Source organism: Kitasatospora purpeofusca, from assembly GCF_000718025.1.
Taxonomy (GTDB): domain Bacteria; phylum Actinomycetota; class Actinomycetes; order Streptomycetales; family Streptomycetaceae; genus Kitasatospora; species Kitasatospora purpeofusca.
Genome location: NZ_JODS01000058.1, coordinates 1 through 19,160 on the forward strand (window position 1 = coordinate 1; position 19,160 = coordinate 19,160).

At 72.4% G+C, this 19,160-nt stretch carries 19 protein-coding genes; 12 read left to right on the forward strand and 7 right to left on the reverse strand.

Going from position 1 to position 19,160, the window contains the following annotated elements; genetic code table 11:
- The 4 genes from IF01_RS0139980 to IF01_RS0139995 all read left to right on the forward strand — a co-directional run.
- A partial coding sequence (locus IF01_RS0139980) for a type I polyketide synthase (RefSeq protein ID WP_030398549.1) occupies positions 1 to 3,674 on the forward strand: 3,674 nt, incomplete at its 5' end.
- Between the two features lie 83 nt (positions 3,675 to 3,757).
- Complete coding sequence (locus IF01_RS0139985; protein ID WP_030398550.1) at positions 3,758 to 4,528, forward strand: SDR family NAD(P)-dependent oxidoreductase; 771 nt, start codon at positions 3,758 to 3,760, stop codon at positions 4,526 to 4,528.
- 112 nt (positions 4,529 to 4,640) lie between these two features.
- Positions 4,641 to 5,060, forward strand: coding sequence for an ester cyclase (locus IF01_RS0139990; RefSeq protein ID WP_030398551.1), 420 nt, complete (start codon positions 4,641 to 4,643; stop codon positions 5,058 to 5,060).
- 114 nt (positions 5,061 to 5,174) lie between these two features.
- Positions 5,175 to 5,585 (forward strand): nuclear transport factor 2 family protein, encoded by a 411-nt coding sequence (locus IF01_RS0139995; RefSeq protein ID WP_051740901.1) that lies wholly within the window; start codon positions 5,175 to 5,177, stop codon positions 5,583 to 5,585.
- A gap of 64 nt (positions 5,586 to 5,649) precedes the next feature.
- Here the strand turns inward: IF01_RS0139995 and IF01_RS0140000 are convergent, their stop codons facing one another.
- A complete protein-coding gene (locus tag IF01_RS0140000) occupies positions 5,650 to 6,078 on the reverse strand; it encodes a TipAS antibiotic-recognition domain-containing protein (protein ID WP_051757175.1) in 429 nt (142 codons plus the stop codon).
- Positions 6,079 to 6,309: 231 nt separating this feature from the next.
- On the opposite strand from IF01_RS0140000, the gene IF01_RS0140005 reads away from it, so the two are divergent.
- From IF01_RS0140005 to IF01_RS0140040, 7 genes are all read left to right on the forward strand, one after another.
- Positions 6,310 to 7,194, forward strand: a complete 885-nt coding sequence (locus IF01_RS0140005) for a LysR family transcriptional regulator (protein WP_030398554.1) — start codon at positions 6,310 to 6,312, stop codon at positions 7,192 to 7,194.
- Between the two features lie 134 nt (positions 7,195 to 7,328).
- The gene (locus IF01_RS0140010; RefSeq protein WP_030398555.1) at positions 7,329 to 7,784 is read left to right on the forward strand and encodes a VOC family protein; all 456 of its coding nucleotides are present in this window, start codon (positions 7,329 to 7,331) and stop codon (positions 7,782 to 7,784) included.
- Between the two features lie 247 nt (positions 7,785 to 8,031).
- On the forward strand, positions 8,032 to 9,711 hold the full coding sequence (locus tag IF01_RS0140020) for an ABC transporter substrate-binding protein (protein WP_030398556.1): 1,680 nt from the start codon (positions 8,032 to 8,034) through the stop codon (positions 9,709 to 9,711).
- Entirely contained in the window at positions 9,708 to 10,703 is a 996-nt protein-coding gene (locus IF01_RS0140025; protein ID WP_233290129.1) for an ABC transporter permease, read from the forward strand. The genes IF01_RS0140020 and IF01_RS0140025 overlap by 4 nt, the downstream gene beginning before the upstream one ends.
- Positions 10,704 to 10,709: 6 nt before the next feature.
- Positions 10,710 to 11,621: an ABC transporter permease gene (locus IF01_RS0140030; RefSeq protein ID WP_078880750.1), complete on the forward strand. Its 912-nt coding sequence runs from the start codon at positions 10,710 to 10,712 to the stop codon at positions 11,619 to 11,621.
- Positions 11,618 to 13,426: a dipeptide ABC transporter ATP-binding protein gene (locus IF01_RS0140035; protein WP_030398559.1), complete on the forward strand. Its 1,809-nt coding sequence runs from the start codon at positions 11,618 to 11,620 to the stop codon at positions 13,424 to 13,426. Before IF01_RS0140030 ends, IF01_RS0140035 begins: the two co-directional genes overlap by 4 nt.
- Positions 13,423 to 14,319 (forward strand): metallophosphoesterase family protein, encoded by an 897-nt coding sequence (locus IF01_RS0140040; RefSeq protein WP_051757177.1) that lies wholly within the window; start codon positions 13,423 to 13,425, stop codon positions 14,317 to 14,319. Before IF01_RS0140035 ends, IF01_RS0140040 begins: the two co-directional genes overlap by 4 nt.
- 34 nt (positions 14,320 to 14,353) lie before the next feature.
- On the opposite strand, the gene IF01_RS0140045 is transcribed toward IF01_RS0140040, so the two are convergent.
- Positions 14,354 to 15,472: an IS630 family transposase gene (locus IF01_RS0140045; RefSeq protein ID WP_030398561.1), complete on the reverse strand. Its 1,119-nt coding sequence runs from the start codon at positions 15,470 to 15,472 to the stop codon at positions 14,354 to 14,356.
- Between the two features lie 69 nt (positions 15,473 to 15,541).
- On the opposite strand from IF01_RS0140045, the gene IF01_RS0140050 reads away from it, so the two are divergent.
- On the forward strand, positions 15,542 to 15,850 hold the full coding sequence (locus IF01_RS0140050) for an immunity 53 family protein (RefSeq protein WP_030398562.1): 309 nt from the start codon (positions 15,542 to 15,544) through the stop codon (positions 15,848 to 15,850).
- A gap of 128 nt (positions 15,851 to 15,978) precedes the next feature.
- Here the strand turns inward: IF01_RS0140050 and IF01_RS0140055 are convergent, their stop codons facing one another.
- From IF01_RS0140055 to IF01_RS0140075, 5 genes are all read right to left on the reverse strand, one after another.
- Positions 15,979 to 16,392: a hypothetical protein gene (locus IF01_RS0140055; protein ID WP_037783026.1), complete on the reverse strand. Its 414-nt coding sequence runs from the start codon at positions 16,390 to 16,392 to the stop codon at positions 15,979 to 15,981.
- A 224-nt stretch (positions 16,393 to 16,616) separates the two neighbouring features.
- On the reverse strand, positions 16,617 to 17,195 hold the full coding sequence (locus tag IF01_RS0140060; RefSeq protein ID WP_030398564.1) for a DUF6368 family protein: 579 nt from the start codon (positions 17,193 to 17,195) through the stop codon (positions 16,617 to 16,619).
- Between the two features lie 153 nt (positions 17,196 to 17,348).
- Positions 17,349 to 17,543: a DUF397 domain-containing protein gene (locus IF01_RS0140065; RefSeq protein WP_030398565.1), complete on the reverse strand. Its 195-nt coding sequence runs from the start codon at positions 17,541 to 17,543 to the stop codon at positions 17,349 to 17,351.
- A 78-nt stretch (positions 17,544 to 17,621) separates the two neighbouring features.
- On the reverse strand, positions 17,622 to 17,834 hold the full coding sequence (locus IF01_RS0140070) for a DUF397 domain-containing protein (protein ID WP_030398566.1): 213 nt from the start codon (positions 17,832 to 17,834) through the stop codon (positions 17,622 to 17,624).
- A 10-nt stretch (positions 17,835 to 17,844) separates the two neighbouring features.
- Positions 17,845 to 18,657, reverse strand: coding sequence for a helix-turn-helix domain-containing protein (locus tag IF01_RS0140075; RefSeq protein ID WP_030398567.1), 813 nt, complete (start codon positions 18,655 to 18,657; stop codon positions 17,845 to 17,847).
- Between the last annotated feature and the right edge of the window lie 503 nt (positions 18,658 to 19,160).

The following is a 19,160-nucleotide window of genomic DNA, read 5'->3' on the forward strand; positions in this document are numbered from 1 at the left end:
GCGGGGCCGTGCGCTTCGCCGACGTGGTGACCACCCTGGCCGCCGAGGGCGCGACGACCTTCGTCGAACTCGGCCCCGACGGCACCCTCACGGGCCTCGCCGGCGGCATCCTCGACACCGCCGCCGACCCGGACCTGACCGCCACGGCCGTCCTGCGCCGGGAGCGGCCCGAGCAGCGGACGGCGCTGACGGCGCTCGCCCGGATCCACGTCCAGGGCCACCCCGTGGACTGGACCGCCCTGCTGGGCGACGCCCGTCCGTCCGTCGTGCTGCCGACCTATCCGTTCCAGCGCCGCCGCTACTGGCTGGAGCCCGCCGCCCGCACCGGTGACCCCGAGGGCCTCGGCCTGACGCCCACCGGTCACCCGCTGCTCGGCGCGGTGGTCGCCCTGCCCGACGGCGAGGGCGTGCTGCTCACCGGCAGCCTCTCCCTGGCCACCCACCCCTGGCTCGCCGACCACGCCGTGCAGGGGACCGTGGTCGTCCCGGGCACCGCCCTGCTGGAGTCGGTGATCCGGGCGGGCGACGAGGTCGGCGCGAGCACCCTGGACGAGCTGGTGATCGAGGCGCCGTTCCTGCTCCCCGAGCACGGCGCGCTGCACCTGCGGGTGACCGTCGGCGCGCCGGACGCGGTGGGTGCCCGCCGGGTGGCTGTGCACTCGCGGCCCGCCGCGGGTCCGGCGTTCCCGGCGACCGTCGACGACACCTGGACCAGGCACGCGAGCGGCACCCTGCTGAGCGCTCCCGCCGCCGGTCCGGCGGTGAGCCTGGAGCAGTGGCCGCCGGCCGGTGCGCGGGCGCTGGACATCGAGCACCTCTACCAGGAGCTCGCCGACGGGGGCCTCGCCTACGGGCCCGCCTTCCGGGGGCTGCGGGCCGCCTGGCAGGACGGTGACACCTTCTTCGCCGAGGTCGCGCTGCCGGAGGGACCGGCCGCGGAGGCGGCGCGCTTCGGCCTGCACCCGGCGCTGATGGACGCGGCCGTCCACCTCACCGTGCACCAGCGGCTGGTGGACAGCCCGCCCGGGGTGAGCCGGCTGCCGTTCGCCTACACGGGGGTGCGGCTGCACGCCGCCGGGGCGAGCGCGCTGCGGGTCCGGCTCCGGTACACCGAGCCGGAGGTGCTGGCCGTCGACGTCGCGGACGCCACCGGCGCGCCGGTGGCCTCGGTGGAGGCGCTCCGGGCCCGGCTGGTCTCCGCCGAGCAGCTGGCCCCGGCGGGCGGCGTCGACCGGGACACGCTGTTCGGGCTCGACTGGCCGGAGGTGGCGGTCGCCGACGCGGCGGTCCCGCTGGGTGAGGTGCTGCCGGTCGTCGGCGACGTGACGGAGACCCTGGCGGCGCTGCGGACCTGGCTGGAGCAGGACACCGGCGAGGGCGACCCGCTCGTCGTGCTGACGCGTCTCGCGGTGGCCGTCGACGAGTCGGAGGCGCCGGACCTGACCGCCGCCCCGGTGTGGGGCCTGGTGCGCTCGGCGCAGTCGGAGAACCCGGGCCGGATCGTGCTCGTCGACACCGACGGCACGGAGGCCTCGGAGGCCGTGCTCGCGGCGGCCGTGGCCGGCGGCGAACCGCAGCTGGCCCTGCGCGAGGGCCGGGCACGGGTTCCGCGCCTGGTCCGGGTGGCCGTCCCCGAGGTCGAGACCTCGGCCCGCCCCTGGGACCCGGACGGTACGGTGCTGATCACCGGCGGCACCGGGACCCTCGGCGCCCTGCTCGCCCGGCACCTGGTCACCGAACGCGGTGTCCGCCACCTGCTGCTGCTGTCCCGCCGTGGCGCCGACGCGCCCGGCGCGGCCGAACTGCGCGAGGAACTCACCGCCCTGGGCGCGAACGTGACGATCACGGCCGCCGACACCGCCGACCGCGAGGCGCTCGCCGCCGCGATCGCGGCCGTCCCGTCCGCGCACCCGCTGACCGCCGTGGTCCACACGGCCGGTGTGGTCGACGACGGGGTGCTGAGCGCGCTCACGCCCGAGCGCCTGGCCGCCGTCTGGGCGCCCAAGGCCGACGGCGCCCGTCACCTGCACGAGCTGACGCGCGGCCACGACCTGGCGGCGTTCGTCCTCTACTCCTCCGTCGCCGCCGTGCTCGGCGGCCCTGGGCAGGGGAGCTACGCCGCCGCGAACACCTACCTGGACGCGCTCGCCGCCCACCGGCGCAGCATCGGCCTGCCCGCCCAGTCCCTGGCCTGGGGGCAGTGGGCCGAGGTCAGCGGCATCACCGGGCACCTCACCGAGGCGGACCTCCGCCGGGCCGCGCGTGCCGGACTGCGGCCGATCCCCACCGAGCGCGGGACGGCCCTGTTCGACGCGGCCGAGCGGGTCGACGCCGGGTTCCTGGCGGCCGTGCCGCTCGACCTGGCCGCCGTCCGGGCGCAGCGCGAGGTGCCGCCGCTGCTGCGCGGGCTGGTTCCGCCGGCCCGGCGCACCGCCGGCGCGGCGCCCTCGGCCACCGCGGCACCGACCCTGCTGCCGCGGCTCGCGGCGCTGGGCGAGGAGGAGCGGGTCGCGGCCGTCCTGGAACTGGTCCGCACCGAGGTCGCCGCCGTGCTCGGCAGCGAGCCGGGCGCGGTGCCGGCGGGCAAGGCGTTCAACGACCTGGGCCTGGACTCGCTGTCCGCCGTCGAGCTGCGCAACCGGATCACCGCCGCCACCGGACTGCGGCTGCCCCCGACGGTGACCTTCGACCACCCGGACCCGACCGAACTCTCCAACCACCTCTCGGGGTTGATCTCCAGCGCCGGGGCCGAGGCGTTCGCCGTGGCGGCCGGAAGCGCAGGTGCCGGGGGAGCCGGTGAGGCGGACGACCCCAGGAACCCGCTGTCCACGCTCTACCGCCGCCTCGCGGCCCGGGGCGGCTTCCCCGAGGCCTCGGCGCTGATCGGCGTCGCCTCCGCCCTGCGGGACCGCTTCGGCGCCGAGGAGCGGGCCGAGCGCGCGCTCAAGCCGATCCGACTCGCCACCGGTGACGGCGAGTTGGCCGTGGTCGCCTTCCCGGCGCTGAGCGCGATCTCCGGCCCGCACGAGTACGCCCGGCTCGGCCACGCCTTCGAGGGCGAGCGGGACGTCTTCGTCGTCCCCTCGCCGGGCTGGGACCCGTCCGACCTGCTGCCCGACGACCTCGACACCTACCTCACCATGCAGACCGAGACGGTGCTCGAACTCCTCGACGAAGAACGCCCGTTCGTCGTCGTCGGCCGCTCGATGGGCGGCTGCGTCGCGCACGCCGTCACCGAACGGCTGGAGGCGCTCGGCCGGTCGGTGGCGGGCCTGGTCCTGATCGACTCCTACCCGATCGACAGCGCGGCGCGCGAGGGTATGGGGGAGTGGTGGCTGCACTCGATGCTCGGCGGCATGATCGACCGGATCGAGCAGTACGACATGGTCTGGAGCGACGCCAGCCTCACCGCCATGGGCGGCTACAACAACGTGTTCGCGGGCTGGCAGCCCGCGCCGCTCACCGCGCCGATCCTGGCGCTGCGGGCGGACACCCCGCTGCGCGGCATGGTCGTCGACACCGAGGAACGCGACAACTGGCGGGCGTACTGGCCCGTTCCGCACGAGGCCCGGGACATACCCGGTGACCACTTCACCGTGCTGGAGCACGGGACCGCGACGACCGCGGACGCCGTCCGGCAGTGGCTCGAAGGCATCGAGCGGCCCGCCTCCTGAGCCGCGCGGTGCGAACTCCCGAGGGTGCCGCGAGAACTGCGGGCACCACCGATCCCCTGAGGAACCTGAGGAAGGACACAGGCATGACCCACCCCGTAGTACTGGTCACCGGTGCGGCGTCGGGCATCGGCGAGGCGACGACGCGGCTGTTCGCCGAGCGGGGCCACCGCGTGGTCGCCGTGGACGTCGACAAGGCGGGCCTGGACGCGCTCGCCGGCATCGACGGCGTCGTGACCCTGGCCGGTGACGTGTCGTCGGAGGAGACCAACCTCCGCGCGGTCGCGCTCGCCCAGGAGCGGTGGGGGCGGCTGGACGCGGCGGTCCTGAACGCCGGTACGGGCGGCGGCGGGCCGCTGGAGGCGCCGGGCGCGGTCGACCGCTTCGACCGGCTGTTCCAGGTGAACGTGCGCAGTGTGGTGCTCGGGATCCGCGCCGCCGTACCGGCGCTGCGGGAGGCCGGCGGCGGGGCGATCGTCGCGACCTCCTCCGTCTCCGGCCTGCGCGGCGACCCGGGGACGTGGGCGTACAACGCGACCAAGGCGGCGGTGATCAACCTGGTCCGCGCCACGGCCATCGACTACGCGGCGCAGAACATCCGGATCAACGCGATCGCGCCGGGCGGCACGGTCACCGGTCTGACGGCCGGGCAGGTCGCCGACCCGGAGTTCTCGGCCTTCATCACCCGCCGGATCCCGGCCCAGCGCTGGGCGGAGGCGCGCGAACAGGCCGAGGTGGTCTGGTTCCTGGCCTCCCCGGCGGCCTCCTACGTCACCGGGGTCACCGTCCCGGTCGACGGCGGGCTGAGCGCCAACGGCGGCATCCTGCTCCCGCCGCCGGCGGCTCCGTCCCGCTGAGCCACCCGCACGCCTGCACGCCTGCACGCCTGCACACACGCACACACGCACGCACGGACCACCGATTTCCGTTCCACCCCGATTTTCCGTCTACCGAAGAGAGCGAGAAGCCATGAGCATCGAGGCGAACAAGGCCCTGGTCGAGCGGTACTACCACGAGCTGGTCACCGGCCAGCGGGTCGAGCTGCTGGAGGAGCTGGTCGCCGAGGACGCCGCCGACGAGACCCGGGTCGGCCCGGGCGGCAGCGGCACCCGCGCGGACTTCGAGGAGCACCTGCGCTGGCTGTGGCAGAACGTCCGCGACGTGAAGGCCACCGTGGAGGACCTGGTGGCCGAGGGGGACCGGGTGATCGCGTTCTGGCGGATCGAGGGCACCCACGTCGGACCGATCTTCGGCGTGCCGGCCACCGGCCGTTCCTTCGTGGGCCACAGCATCAGCTGGCTGACGGTGCGGGACAACAAGGTCGTCCGCTACAACGTGCTCCCGGACCGCCTGGGCATCGTCCAGCAGCTGGCCCCGGCCATCGTCTGACCGTCCATCCCCGAACTCGGGCCCGGCCGCTTCCTTCTCCTTTCGGCCGGGCCCGGCCCCGTTCCACCCCACCCACCCGTCTGTCGCACCACCACAACCCTCAGGAGACCGCCCATGACGACCGGCCCGACCCCGGCCGACGCCGAGGAGCTGCGCCAGCTGCTCGCCCGTTTCTCGCACGCCTTCGACAACGCCGACGCGCAGGCGCTGGCCGAGGTGTTCGCCGAGGACGGGGTGATCGAACTGACCCGCACCGGCGCGGTGTTCACCGGCCTGGAGAAGATCCGGGTGTTCGCCCGCGACCTGGGCCCGGAGCACCCGGACCACCAGACCCTGGACTCGGTGTTCACCGTCGACGAGGACGGCACCTTCCGCGGCCGCAGCCGCTACCTGGCGATCCTGCCGGACGGCAGCGTCCACAACGGCGACTACTTCGACGTCTACACCCGCACCCCGGACGGCTGGCGGATCGCCCACCGCCGCTCCGTCCCCCGCTACCCGCGCCAGCGCCACCACCGCGACTGATCCCCGGCGCCGCCACCCGGCGGGTGCGCCCGGACGACGGTCCGGACGCACCCGCCGACGCACGTCACCGGCCGGTGTCGCCCGACCCCACCGGAGCCCCGGATCCGGCCCCCGGGGCGAACCCGGTCCCCTGATCGGCGAACACCCTGATCGCGGCACCCAGGAAGTCCACCATCCCGGGGTGGTAGGAATCGTGGAACGCCCTCATCGCCTGGTCCTCGGCGTAGAAGAGCGACATGCCGACGTAGGCCTCCCTGGAGGGGACGTAGAACCGGCAGACGATGTCGAAGTGCCTGCGGACGAGTTCCTGGATCTCCTGGTCCCCGGGCAGGGCGCCGTCGTTCAGGAAGACCGTGATCTCCCGGTACAGGACGTCCCAGTCCTGGTGGACCCGGGCCCTGTCCACATGCTCCCAGTCGTTGGTCCCGGCCAGGCTCCTCGCCTGCTCCTCGGCCAACGACCGGCGACACTCGTCCTCGTAACTGTTCCCCATGGCACCGGCTCCCGTCGTACCTCTACCTCCTCGGTGGATTCCCAAGAGGCCGCCGACCTGTCGACATCGACCGACCGTCGATGATCAACTGTCGATCCAGGCCGAACGCTGACAGACAGCCGCCGGGGCGGCAAGCCATTTCCTGCGCCCCGGCCGCCCTACGGCCCGGGTCGGCCGACCGAGGGCAGCCCCGACACCACCCGGCAGAGCACGACCACTAACCTGCGGACCATGGAACGGCGCGACATCGAGATCTTCCTGACCCTGGCCGAGGAACTGCACTTCGGACGCACGGCCGAGCGGCTGGGGGTGAGCGGCGCCCGGGTCAGCCAGACCGTCAAGCAGTTGGAGCGCCGGTTCGGGGTGGTGCTGTTCCAACGGACCAGTCGGCACGTCGCGCTCACTCCCGTCGGCAGCGTGCTGCGCGACGACGTCCGGGCGGGCCATCAGCGCATCCAGGAAGGCATCGCCAAGGCGGTCGCCGCCGGGCGGGGCTTCGCCGGCGTCCTGCGGGTGGGATTCTCCAGCCCGCTGGTCGGCGAGGCCGTGATGGCCGCCGCCGCGGTGTTCCGCACCCACCACCCCGAGTGCGAGGTCCGCATCCGCGAGGTGCACCTGTCCGACGCCTTCGGCGCCCTGCGTGCCGGGGAGCTCGACCTCCAGATCACCGAGTTCCCGGTGGACGAGCCCGACCTCGCCGCCGGACCGGCGCTCCTGCGCGACGATCGCATGCTGGCCGTGTCCGCCAGGCACCCGTTCGCCGGCAAGGACCACGTGACCGTGGAGGACCTCGCCAGGGACACCGTCCTCGTGCCCGCGGACGCGCCCGCGTACCTGCTCGACGCCCTCGTGCCGCCGAGGACCCCGACCGGACGACCCGTCCAGCGGACGCACACGCTCACCTCGCGCCAGGAACTGCTGACCCTGGTCGGCGCCGGCGCCGGCATGGCGATCGTGGGCAGCCAGGCCGTCCGGCACCACAGCCGCCCCGACATCGCCTACATCCCGATCGCCGACCTCCCTCCGATCGTGTACGGACCGGTCTGGAGTGCCGCCGCCGGGACCACCCGCGTCCGTGCGTTCACCGACCTCCTCCGGGTGGAAATCGGTCGGTGACCGGAACGGCCGTCGACGCTAGCGGCCGACTTCGATCATTAACTCCAGGGTTAACGATCCTTTCGGATTCCGTCGTTGTTGCAGGTGGACCGGCCGCCGAGGATTGAGGCACAGCAACGGCGAAAGGAAAGACCATGGCAAACCCGGTGCCCGACGAGTACAAGGGCGGCGTCCCCTACCTCAACGTCCACGACGCCAAGGCGGCGATCGACTTCTACAGGAACGCATTCGGCGCGGACGTCCTGATCGAGATCCCGCGCCAGGGCGACAGGATCGCCCACGCCGAGTTCCGGATCGGCAGCGCCGTCTTCATGCTGCGCGACGAATACCCGGAGTACGGCTTCCGCAGCCCGCGGACGATCGGCGGAACCCCGGTCAACCTCATGGTCTTCGTGCCGGACGTCGAAGCCCTCGCCGAACGGGCCGCGGCCGCGGGCGCCCGCGTCGTCCGCCCGGTCGAGATGCAGTTCCACGGCGACCTCCAGACCGAACTCGAGGACCCCTTCGGCCACTCCTGGTTCTTCGCCACCCGCGTCGCCGAGATGGACGCACGGGAGCTCCACGACACCGCAGCTGCCGTCAACCTGTGACCGGAGCCGAGGAGGGCCGCATCCCCGGGGCCGCGCACACCCGCCGTGCGGCCCCGGGGGGCGAGCCGGGGGTACCTCCCGGTCGAAGGCCGGGGGGTGTGCGGGCCCGGCGGTGATCGCCGGCGCGGTCCGAACGAGAGGGCCTAAGGGTGCGCTAGGGGTCCGGTAGGGGTTCGCCGCCGTCGGCCCGTCGATAGCGTCCCGGTATTCCTCCCACCACCCCTCGTACCGCGACGGAGTCACCAGCATGGCCATCACCGGGCCCCGGCCCCTTCCGCTGCTCGCCGCCCTCACCGCCGGGGCGCTGCTCCTGGCGGGCTGCAGCTCCGGCACCGGCTCCGGCTCCGGTGCAGCCGCGACGGCCGGCGCCGCCGGAATCGACGAGAAGCCGGTCCAGGGCGGCTCGCTGACCTACGCCACCGACGTCGAGCCGATCTCCTTCGACATCCACGTCAGCCAGCAGGACATCACCGGGGCCATCCAGCGCAACGTCTTCGACTCGCTCGTCCACCAGGACGACAAGGGCGAGTTCCAGCCCTGGCTGGCCAAGTCCTGGGAGATCGCGCCGGACCTCAAGAGCTACACCTTCCACCTGCGCGAGGACGTCAAGTTCACCGACGGCACGGTCTTCGACGCGGAGGCGGTCAAGGCCAACTTCGACCGGATCGTCGCCAAGGAGACCAAGTCCCAGTACGCGGCCAGCCTGCTCGGCCCCTACACGGGCACCGAGGTGGTCGACGCGCACACGGTCAAGGTGAACTTCTCCGAGCCGTTCGCGCCCTTCCTCCAGGCCGCCAGCACCGCCTACCTGGGCTTCTACTCGCCGAAGGCCATCAAGGAGAACGGCTCCAAGCTCGGCGCCGGCGGCCCGGCCGACGTCGGCACCGGCCCGTTCGTGTTCACCGGCTACACCAAGGGCCAGAGCGCCGTCTTCACCCGCAACCCGGACTACAACTGGGCACCGCCGAGCGCCAACCACCAGGGCCCCGCCTACCTGGAGAAGCTCACCATCCGCTTCCTCACCGAGGACTCGGTCCGGGTCGGCGCGCTCAGCAGCGGACAGGTGCAGGTCGCCGAGCCGATCCCGCCGGCCGACGTGCGCACCGTCCAGGGCGACCCCAAGCTGCGCACCATCGCCACCGACGCGCCCGGCGCCAACTACGCCCTGGTGCTCAACACCACCAAGGCGCCGCTGGACGACCCGAAGGTCCGCAAGGCCGTGCAGCGCGGCATCGACCTCGACACCGACATCCAGTCCGTCTACTTCGGCGTCTACAAGCGGGCCTGGAGCCCGATCGCGCCGAGCACCCCGTACTACGACAAGTCGCTGGAGAAGTCCTGGCCGTACGACAAGGCCGCGGCCGAGAAGGCGCTGGACGAGGCCGGCTGGACGGCCCGTGACGGCGAGGGCTACCGCACCAAGGACGGCAAGCGGCTCTCGCTGGAGTGGCCGCTGCCGCCCGCCGAGTACGTGCGCGAGCAGCGCGAGACCCTCGGCCAGGCGATCCAGGCGGACCTGAAGAAGATCGGCGTCGAGATCACCCGCCCCCGCCTCGACATCGGCACCTACATCGCCAACGTCTACGGCGGCAAGGAGCACATCGCCGACTACAGCTGGGCCCGCTTCGACCCGGACGTGCTGCGGCTCTACTTCAACAGCGCCAGCAAGCCGTCCACCGGCGGCCAGAACGCCACCTTCTACGAGGACGCCCAGCTCGACCAGTGGACCACCACCGGCAAGGGCACCTTCGACAAGGCCGTCCGCCAGGACGTCTACACCAAGACCCAGCAGCGCGCGATCGAGCTCGGGCTGATCGTCCCGCTGTACGTGCGCACCGCGGTGGTCGGCACCGGCGCCAAGGTCCGCGGCCTCACCGCCGACCCCAACACCTGGCTCGCCTTCCACGGCGCCTGGATCGCCAAGTGAGCACCGGAACCACCGGGTTCGCGGAGCCGGCGGACACGCCGGCGCCGGCCCGCAGCAGCGCCCCGCGCCTGCTGCGGGCCGCCGCGCGGCGGCTGCTCGGTGCGGCCGCCGTCCTGCTCGGCGCCGCCACCGTCGCCTTCGCGGCGCTCCAACTCGTGCCCGGGGACCCGGTCACCGTGATGCTCGGCCCCGGCACCGCCGCCACCCCCGAGGTCAAGGCGGCGATCCAGGAGCAGTACGGCCTGGACCGGCCGGTGCCCGTGCAGTACTTCACCTACCTCGGCCACCTGCTCACCGGCGACCTCGGCGAGTCCTACCAGCTGCAGCGCCCGGTCGCCGACCTGATCGGCGACCAGCTCGGCCCGACCGTCCAACTCGGCGCCGCCGCACTCGGCCTGGCCGTCCTGCTGGCCCTGCTCGCGGCGGTCGGCACGGCCGGCCGCCGACCCGCCCTGCGCGCGCTCAGCTCGCTCGCCGAACTGCTCGCCGTGTCCAGCCCCTCGTACTGGATCGGGATCCTGCTGCTCACCGCGTTCTCCTTCCAACTGCGGGTGTTCCCGGTCGCCGGGGACGACGGCTTCGCCGCGCTGGTACTGCCCGCCGTGACCCTGGCCCTGCCCGTCGCCGGGATGCTCGCGCAGGTGCTGCGGGAGGGACTGGAGACGGCGCTCGGCAAGCCGTTCGTGCTCACCGCCCGTTCCCGGGGCGTGGGTTCGGCCGCCGTGGTGCTGCGGCACGCACTGCGGCACGCGGCCGTGCCGGTGGTCACCCTCACCGGCTGGCTCACCGGATCGCTGCTCGGCGGGGCGGTGCTGGTCGAGTCCGTGTTCGGCCGGCCCGGCATCGGCGCGCTGACCCTCCAGGCGACCACCAACAAGGACCTGCCGCTGGTGATCGGACTGGTACTGCTCTCCGCGCTGGTCTTCGTGGTGATCTCCGCCCTCGTCGACCTGCTCTACCTCGTCATCGACCCACGGCTGAGGACCGACTGAACCGCCATGGCCCATACCACTGTTGAACCGGTCCCCGGTCCCGACGCCGCGCCCGACGCCGTGCTCCTCAAGGCGCCGGAGGTCCCGGCCCCGGCCGCGCCCGCCCGTCGGCGGCCCCCGCTCGCCCTCCTCCTCGCCCTGGCCGCACTCGCCCTGCTGCTCGTCGCCGCACTGGCCCCCGGCCTGCTCAGCTCCGCCTCGCCCATCGAGACCCACCCGGCGGAGGCGCTCACCCCGCCCGGCGCCGCGCACTGGTTCGGCACCGACCAACTGGGCCGCGACCTGTTCGCCCGCGTCCTGCACGGCGCCCGGCCGTCCCTGCTGCTCGGCCTCGGCGCCACCGCGTTCGCCATCACCGGAGGCACCCTGCTCGGCCTCGCCGCCGCGCTCGGCGGCCGCTGGGCGGACCAGATCCTGATGCGCCTGGCCGACGTGCTGCTCTCGCTGCCGCCGATCCTGCTCGCCCTGCTCGCCGTGACCGTGCTCGGCACCGGCTCGCTCAACGTGATGCTCGCCATCGCGATCGCCTTCGTGCCCGGCTACGCCCGGATCGTGCGCGCCGAGACCCTGGTGGTCCGCCGCTCCGGATACGTGGAGGCGGCGGTCGGACTCGGCCTGCCGCGCCCGCTGCTGATCGTCCGGCACGTGCTGCCGAACGCCGTCGGGCCGATGCTGGTGCTCGCCACCGTCGGCTTCGGCACCGCGCTGATCGCCGCCGCCGGGCTCAGCTTCCTCGGCCTCGGCCCGCAGCCGCCCAGCCCCGAGTGGGGCGCGATGCTCTCCCAGGGGCGGCGCTTCCTCGCCACCGCCTGGTGGGTCGGCGTCTTCCCGGGCGCCGCGATCACCGCGACGGCCCTGGTCGTCAACGTCCTCGGCCGCCGCGCCCAGGCCCGCTTCACCCGGAGGACCGACGCATGACGCACCCCGCCGCCCCCGGCACCCCGGAGTCCTCCCCGCCCCTGCTCGCAGTCGAGGGCCTGGACGTGAGCTTCGGCCCGGTGCGCGCCGTCCAGGACGTCTCCTTCGCCCTCGACCGCGGCGAGTGCCTGGCCGTGGTCGGCGAGTCCGGCTCCGGCAAGAGCGTCACCGCCCGCACCCTGGTCGGCCTCACCGGCGCCGGCGGCCGCGTCCCCGCCGCCGTCTCCGCCCGCCGGCTCGCCTTCGACGGCCTCGACCTCGCAACCCTCACCGAGGCCCAGTGGCGGGAGGTGCGCGGGCGGCGGATCGGCCTGGTCCTCCAGGACGCCCTGGTCTCGCTCGACCCGCTGCGCACCGTCGGCGCCGAGATCGCCGAACCGCTGCGCGTCCACGGCCTCGCCACCCGCGCCGCACTCCCCGCCCGGGTCCGCTCCCTGCTCGAACGGACCGGCGTCCCCGAACCGCAACGCCGCGCGGCCCAGTACGCCCACCAGCTCTCCGGCGGCCTGCGCCAGCGCGCCCTGATCGCCTCCGCGCTCGCCGCCGAACCGGACCTGCTGATCGCCGACGAGCCGACCACCGCCCTGGACGTCACCGTCCAGGCCCAGGTCCTCGACCTGCTCGACGAACTCCGCGGCAAGGGCACCGCCCTGCTGCTGATCAGCCACGACCTGTCGGTGGTCGGCCGCCTCGCCGACCGGGTGGCGGTGATGTTCGGCGGCCGGATCGTCGAGACCGGCCCCGCCGAACGCCTGCTCGCCGAACCGCGCCACCCCTACACCCGCGCCCTGCTCGCCGCCGTCCCCGGTGCCCGCACCCGGGGCACCCGGCTTGCCCCCGAACCGGCCGGCCGCCCCCCTGCTTCCCCCGGCGGCTGCCCCTACGCGGCCCGCTGCGCCGCCGCCGACGACACCTGCCGCAGCACCCTCCCGCCGGTCGACGCGCTCGGTTCACGGTGCTGGCACCCCACCGCGGCCGGTGCCTCGGTGCTCTCCGTCCGCGAGCCCGATCCGGCCCCGACTGTTGTTGACGGCGCCGACCGCACCGCCCTCCTCGACGTCGACCGGATCGGCCGCTCCTTCGCCGGCCGCCCCGTCGTCCGGGACGTCTCCTTCCGGCTCCACGCGGGCGAGACGCTCGGCCTGGTCGGCGAGTCCGGCTCGGGCAAGACCACCACCGCCCGGATCGTGCTCGGCCTGGAACGCCCCGACACCGGCAGTGTTCTCCTCGACGGCCGCCCGTGGAGCGAGCTCACCGAGCGGCGCCGCCGGCCCGACCGACTGCGCATCCAGGCCGTCCAGCAGGACCCGCTCGGCTCCTTCGACCCGCGCTTCACCGTCGAGCGACTGGTCGCCGAGGCGGTCGCCCGCACCGGGGTCCCGCGCGGCGAGGCACGGCGTCACCGGGTCACCGAACTGCTCGACCAGGTCGGCCTGCCCGCCGCCCTGCTGGCCCGCCGCCCGACCGAACTCTCCGGCGGCCAGCGCCAACGCGTGGCCATCGCGCGTGCGTTGGCCCCGGCGCCCGCCCTGCTGGTCTGCGACGAACCGGTCTCCGCGCTCGACCTGTCCGTGCAGGCGCAGATCCTCGACCTGCTCGCCGACCTGCGCCGCGAGCTGGGCCTCGCGCTGCTGTTCATCTCGCACGACCTCGGCGTGGTCCAGCACCTCGCCGACCGGGTCGCGGTGATGAAGGACGGCCGACTCGTCGAGACCGCCACCGTCGACCGGCTCTTCGCGGAGCCCGCCGACCCCTACACGCGCAGGCTGCTCGCCGCCACCGCGCCGGTCGGGGCGTCCCGGTGAGCACGCCGAACCTGCTCGCGGTCGCCGACCTGCACGTCGGCCACGCCGGTAACCGCGCCGTGCTGGAGGCCCTGCGCCCGGCCACCGACGAGGACTGGCTGATCGTCGCGGGCGATGTCGCCGAACGCTTCGACGAGATCGCGGGAGCCCTGGAACTGCTTGCGGGTCGGTTCGCCCGGGTGGTCTGGGCCCCCGGCAACCACGAGCTCTGGACCCTCCCGGACGACCCGGTCCGCCTGCGCGGCGACGCCCGCTACCGCGCACTGGTCGAACTGTGCCGAGGCCTGGGCGTGCTGACCCCCGAGGACCCGTACGCGCTGTGGCCGGGCCCGGACGGGCCGGTCGCGGTCGCTCCGCTGTTCCTGCTCTACGACTACACCTTCCGCCCGCGCGGCACCACCACCAAGGACGCCGCGCTCGCCGCCGCCCACGCGGCCGGGGTGGTTTGCACGGACGAACTGCTGCTCCACGCCGACCCGTTCCCGGACCGGGAGAGCTGGTGCCAGGCCCGGGTGGCTGTGACGGAGCGCCGCCTGGCTGCCCTGGATCCGGCGCTGCCGACCGTGCTGGTCAACCACTTCCCGCTGCGGCGCGAGCAGACCTATTTGCTGCGCCACCCGGAGTTCGCCCTCTGGTGCGGCACCGAGCAGACGGCCGACTGGCACCGGCGGTTCAACGCCGCCGCCGTCGTCTACGGGCACCTGCACATCCCACGCACGGTGCGCGCGGACGGCGTCCCGTTCCACGAGGTGTCGCTCGGCTACCCGCACGAGTGGTCCCGGAGGGGTGGAGTCCCGTCTCCCCTGCACCGCATACTGCCGGCCCCGGCCCGTCAGCCCGCTGTCATTCCGCCCGCCCGTCGGCCCTTGGTCGGCCCCGCCGTGCGGCTCTAGTGCTGTGACCGCGTAGGTTTGCCGGGTTGCTTGATCACGCGGCGTGGATGGGTCGTCCGCCCCAGCGGATGCCCTTCTCGGAGCGGATGCGAGCGCGTTCTCTGCGCTTGGCGGTCAGGACGTCGGGGTGGCGGGCGTTGGCGTTGCGCCAGCGCAGGTAGCGGTGCAGTGCGCGGGTCTGGACGGTGTGGTTGGGGTGGTTCGAGTTCGCCAGGGTGAACTGACGTAGCGGCCCGAAGTGCGCCTCGATCGGGTTCGCCCAGGAGGCGTTGGTCGGGGTGAAGCACAGGTGGACGTTGTTCCGCTTCGCCCACTGGCAGATCTTGGTGCCCTTGTGGGCGGACAGGTTGTCCAGGATCACGTAGACGGGGGCGCCGTCGGGGCGGGCGGCTCGAATGGATTTGAGTGCGGCGAGGGTGTTCGCGGCGCCCTTGCGACGACGGTTGGCGTCCCAGAGAGCGTCGTCGCCCATCGAGTAGCAGCCGTGGAAGCAGGTCACGCCGTGGGTGCGGTGGTAGGTCGCCGGGACGTGGTCGGGCCGGCTCTGCTTGGCCCGGCAGGACCCGCCGGTGGGGCGGATGCCGAGCGGCCCGAACTTGTCGAACGCGAAAGGGCGGTCGGGGAAGCGTTCCAGGACGTGCTCGATCCGGTCGAGCTCGGCGTCGCGGTCGGGGTCGGTTGATTCCTTCCAGCTCTTGGTGCGTCGGAAAGTGACGCCGCGTCGGGCGAGCAGGCAGCGCAGGCCCTCACGGCCGAGGCGGATCACGCGGCCGTGGACCTTGCGCAGGTAGGCGGCGAGCTTGCGGATCGACCAGCGGGTGAAGGGCTGTCCGAGCTTGGCAGGTCGGGTGGTGGCCGTCGCGACGACGAGGTCCTCGTCGTCAGGACCGAGCAGGCGGGGACGGCCTCCCGCCCACTGAGGGTCCAGGCAGGCCAGGCCGATCTCATTGAACCGGTGAATGACATCGCGCACGGTGTCATCGTCGGCCGCCACCAGCTGGGCGATGACCGGTACTCGGTTCCCGCCGGCCGACGCCAGCAGCATCATCGCGCGGCGGTAGCGCACCGAACCGGTGCTGCCCCGCCGCACGATCTGCTGCGGTCGTTGTCCCTCCTGGTCGGTCGGTCTTCGGACTCGTACCCGCTCAGCCATCGCATCTCCACGGGCAGTTGGACAGCCGCGTCCGATCCCCGATCCGCGACTCGTCTAGCATCTCCTGCCATGAGCGATTCGGAACATGTCCTGGACTGGCTGCAGGACTGGTACGCCGACCAGTGCAACGAGGACTGGGAGCACGAGTGGGGCGTGAAGATCGACACGCTCGACAACCCCGGCTGGAGCGTCACCATCGACCTGGAGGAAACAGACCTGGAGGAACACGAGTACCCCCGCCAGGACGTCAACCGCAGCACGCACGACTGGGTCTGGGTGTGGACCTCCGAGAAGACCTTTCACGCGGTCTGCGGCCCCGGCAACCTCACCGAGGCCCTCACGCTGTTCCGCTCCTGGGCAACCGCGAACACTCCCTGAGCAGTCACGCAGCCCGAGACCCAACCCGGCGAACCTATGCGGTCACAGCACTAGCCGGTTCGACGCCTTGTCGGGGGAGGGCGACCCTGCGAGTACACCCTCATGCCCGGGGTGGCTGCGTCCGACGATCAGCCGTCGACGGCGGCCCGTCGCGCGGCGAGGGCTGCTGCTGCTTCGTCAAGGAGGGGCCAGCCGTCGAGCACCGTCGGGTGGCGGTCGTCGGGGTCCCAGCCGTGAGCGAGAGCGGTGTCGAGGACGGCGCGGACGGCGCCGGGTTCGTGGAGGTTGAGGGAGGCGCCGCGGACGAGGCCGACGTCGCCGGAGCCCGTGTAGGCGCCGCCGGGGACGTAGTGGTCGGGGCGCTCCGCGAAGACGATGCGCAGGGGGCCGCCGGTGCCGGAGGGCTGCGGGTTCAGGGTGAGCGTCTCGGTGCAGTCGACGGCGGGGCCGCCGTCTGTCCGGCGGTGGCTGTGGCGGAGGGTCCACAGGTGGACGCGGTCGTCGGTGATGAGGCGGCGGGGCTTCTTCGGGTTCCGGGGCACGGGGTCGAGCGTACGTGTCGTCAGACGGGCAGCGGGTACTCGACCTCAACTCCTGGGCGCCCGACCGGAAATCTGGTCGGGCCCCCAGGAGTCGGTTCAGGTCAGACGGTGCCGAACTCGCCCGCCTGCACGCTGGCGACGAAGGAATGCCAGGCATCGGAGGGGAAATCGGGCCCGGACGAGCCTCGCGACGAACCCGACCGTCGCGGGGCAAGTGGCGGGAGCTACTTGACCAGGTGGAAGCCCGGATGTTGCAGCCAGGCCTCCAGGAACTCCACGTCACCAATGTGCCGAAACCACCGGCCACCGCCCCCGGTGTCGTACGAGATCTCTGTGAGTCTTCCCGGGAGGGAAGCAGTGAGGGCTCTCGCCCGGTCCAGATGTGCCCCATCACCCGTGCCGTCACGTGGGGTGGGACAGCTCAGTAGGCCGTCGAAGTCGATCAGTGCGCCGAGGCGTACGGCGAGTGCGAGTGTCAGGTGACCGAGCACCCGGTGGTTCGCCGGCCCTGAGCAGCCGGCGCCGAGCACCAGCCCCTGCACCGGTGGCCGCGAGAACGCCGAGTAGTCCTCGTCCTGCGCCGGCATCTCCTCGTCCTCCGACAGGAAGAACACACCAACGTTGTTGGGGTTCAATGCAGATAGACCCACTGCCGAACTGTCTCGCACCCAGAAGTCCAGGTCGCCGCCGACCGTGGCCTCGACCGGCTCGCAGAAGCTCTCAAGCCACGGAACTACATCCGCCAGGATGTCCCCGTACTCGCGCGGCTCGAACAGCCACAGCCCGACTGCCGGTCCCGACATTTCGCCCCCAAGGAATCGTGTCCCAGTGCCTCCATCCGGACCCGGTTCTACCAGGTCCGGATGGCACTCGCCTGATCATTTATGAGACACGGCCCAGTAGCAGCACATCGGCCCTCGAGCGGAGTTCGGTCGGGGGCCAACGGAGAGTCGAGGTCAGACGGTGCCGAACTCGCCTGCTTGAACGGCGGCGACGAAGGAATGCCAGGCGTCGGTGGGAAAGGCGAGGACGGGGCCGGAGGGGTCCTTGGAGTCACGGACGGAGAGCAGGTCGACGAAGTCAGGTGCGATCTCGACACAGTTCCCACCGTTTCCACTGTAGGAACTCTTCTGCCAGCTCATAGGGCTCATGCAATCCACGGTAGCAAGGGCGCATCAGCAGCTGGGCCCCGAACGGAAGTCCGTTTGGGGCCCAGGAGTTGGTTCAGGTCAGACCGCGCCGAACTCGCCTGCCTGCACGCCGGCGACGAAGGACCGCCAGGCGTCGGAGGGGAAGAGGAGAGCGGGGCCGGAGGGGTCCTTGGAGTCGCGGACCGGGACGAGGCCGGGGAAGTCGGGGGCCACCTCGACGCAGGTCCCCCCGTTGTTGCTGTGGGAGGACTTGAACCAGGCGGCGTTGGACAGGTCTACGGGGCCGTTCATGACGTTCCTTTCACGCCTGACGGATCATCTCCAGAGAGGCGGCTTTCGGCAGCGCTTCCACTGAGAGCTGATGGTAGTCCCTTTCCAAGGGTCGGGAGGTTTCGCTCTGCCGAACGAGGAATCCACGCATCTGGCACTCGGAGTAGGCGAGCACCGAGCGGTCCGCCATGGTCAGCAGCGTGACCACCATCGTGAACGGCAGTTCCTCGGCGAGACTGTACGGCGCGATCTGGACGGTGATGTTGGGCCTCGACGCCAACTCCTCCAAGTGGCGGAGCTGGCGTCGCATGGCCTCGGCCCCGCCCACCGGCCGACGCAGACAGCCTTCGTCGAGCACGAAGTGGAGCCAGGGTGCCTGCTTGCGGTCCAGCAACTTCTGCCGGGCCAAGAGGAACCGGATCCGCTCGTCGGCCTGCTCCTGTGTGATTTTTCCGCGTCGCACAGCGGCGGCAGTGAACGCTGCCGCGTACTCCTGGGTCTGCAGCAGCCCAGGCACAATGCCGAGTTCGAAGTGTCGGACCTCGGCGGCTTTGGCCTCCTGGTCTGCGTACTCCGAGAATCCTTCGAGGAGTGCGGTGTTGCTGATGTTCCAGAACATCAGCTCCAGGGTGCCGCCGGTATCAAGCGCATTGTCGGACTGGACTGCGAAGGGGAGAGTGGGATTCCGAGTCCCTCTTTCGATGGAGGACACGAGGGTGTCGCTGTAGCCGATCATCTTCCCAAGGCTGACCTGGGTCAGCCTCTTCGCCTCGCGTGATCTGCGGAGTTGGACTCCGAAGGCCGCCGAGGGAGATGACGTCGGGTCAAGTTCCGTTCGCCGCATGTTCGATCGCCTATCGCGAGTGAATCCCACATAGCTGAAGTGTCCAGTGCGAAGCCTTCCGATCGTAGCCTCTCCAGCTCCACCATGGATACGGGTCGTAGTGATCCCAATGCACAGCGCAACCAGTGGAGCCCCCATGCCCGTCTACACCCCTGCCGTCGGCGAGGTCGTCCGCGACCTCGCGCACCTCGACACCTCCGGCAAGCCCCTCGAAGCCGTCTACATGGACACCCTCGCCGGGCTCGTCTACCTCCGCCCTCCCCTCGCTCCTCGCCACCCCGCCCCGCCGACGCCACAACCACCACGCCCTGATCCTCAACCGCGACGGCGCCCTCCTGGTCATCGGCACCACCCACCAGACCGGCCTCGTCCTGCCCGGCGGACCCGCCGAGGAGAACGAACTGCCCCACCACGCCGCCCGCCGCCACACCGACACCCAGACCGGCCTGGTCCTGCCCCTGCGCAAGATCCTCGCCACCGACCACACCCCCACCCGACTCCTC

Bases quoted from the DNA above. Each gene is read 5' to 3' on its own strand.
- IF01_RS0139985 (WP_030398550.1), top strand. From the start codon at position 3,758: ATGACCCACCCCGTAGTACTGGTCACCGGTGCGGCGTCGGGCATCGGC.
- IF01_RS0139990 (WP_030398551.1), top strand. From the start codon at position 4,641: ATGAGCATCGAGGCGAACAAGGCCCTGGTCGAGCGGTACTACCACGAG.
- IF01_RS0139995 (WP_051740901.1), top strand. From the start codon at position 5,175: ATGACGACCGGCCCGACCCCGGCCGACGCCGAGGAGCTGCGCCAGCTG.
- IF01_RS0140000 (WP_051757175.1), bottom strand. From the start codon at position 6,078: ATGGGGAACAGTTACGAGGACGAGTGTCGCCGGTCGTTGGCCGAGGAG.
- IF01_RS0140005 (WP_030398554.1), top strand. From the start codon at position 6,310: ATGGAACGGCGCGACATCGAGATCTTCCTGACCCTGGCCGAGGAACTG.
- IF01_RS0140010 (WP_030398555.1), top strand. From the start codon at position 7,329: ATGGCAAACCCGGTGCCCGACGAGTACAAGGGCGGCGTCCCCTACCTC.
- IF01_RS0140020 (WP_030398556.1), top strand. From the start codon at position 8,032: ATGGCCATCACCGGGCCCCGGCCCCTTCCGCTGCTCGCCGCCCTCACC.
- IF01_RS0140030 (WP_078880750.1), top strand. From the start codon at position 10,710: ATGGCCCATACCACTGTTGAACCGGTCCCCGGTCCCGACGCCGCGCCC.
- IF01_RS0140035 (WP_030398559.1), top strand. From the start codon at position 11,618: ATGACGCACCCCGCCGCCCCCGGCACCCCGGAGTCCTCCCCGCCCCTG.
- IF01_RS0140045 (WP_030398561.1), bottom strand. From the start codon at position 15,472: ATGGCTGAGCGGGTACGAGTCCGAAGACCGACCGACCAGGAGGGACAA.
- IF01_RS0140050 (WP_030398562.1), top strand. From the start codon at position 15,542: ATGAGCGATTCGGAACATGTCCTGGACTGGCTGCAGGACTGGTACGCC.
- IF01_RS0140060 (WP_030398564.1), bottom strand. From the start codon at position 17,195: ATGTCGGGACCGGCAGTCGGGCTGTGGCTGTTCGAGCCGCGCGAGTAC.
- IF01_RS0140065 (WP_030398565.1), bottom strand. From the start codon at position 17,543: ATGAGCCCTATGAGCTGGCAGAAGAGTTCCTACAGTGGAAACGGTGGG.
- IF01_RS0140070 (WP_030398566.1), bottom strand. From the start codon at position 17,834: ATGAACGGCCCCGTAGACCTGTCCAACGCCGCCTGGTTCAAGTCCTCC.
- IF01_RS0140075 (WP_030398567.1), bottom strand. From the start codon at position 18,657: ATGCGGCGAACGGAACTTGACCCGACGTCATCTCCCTCGGCGGCCTTC.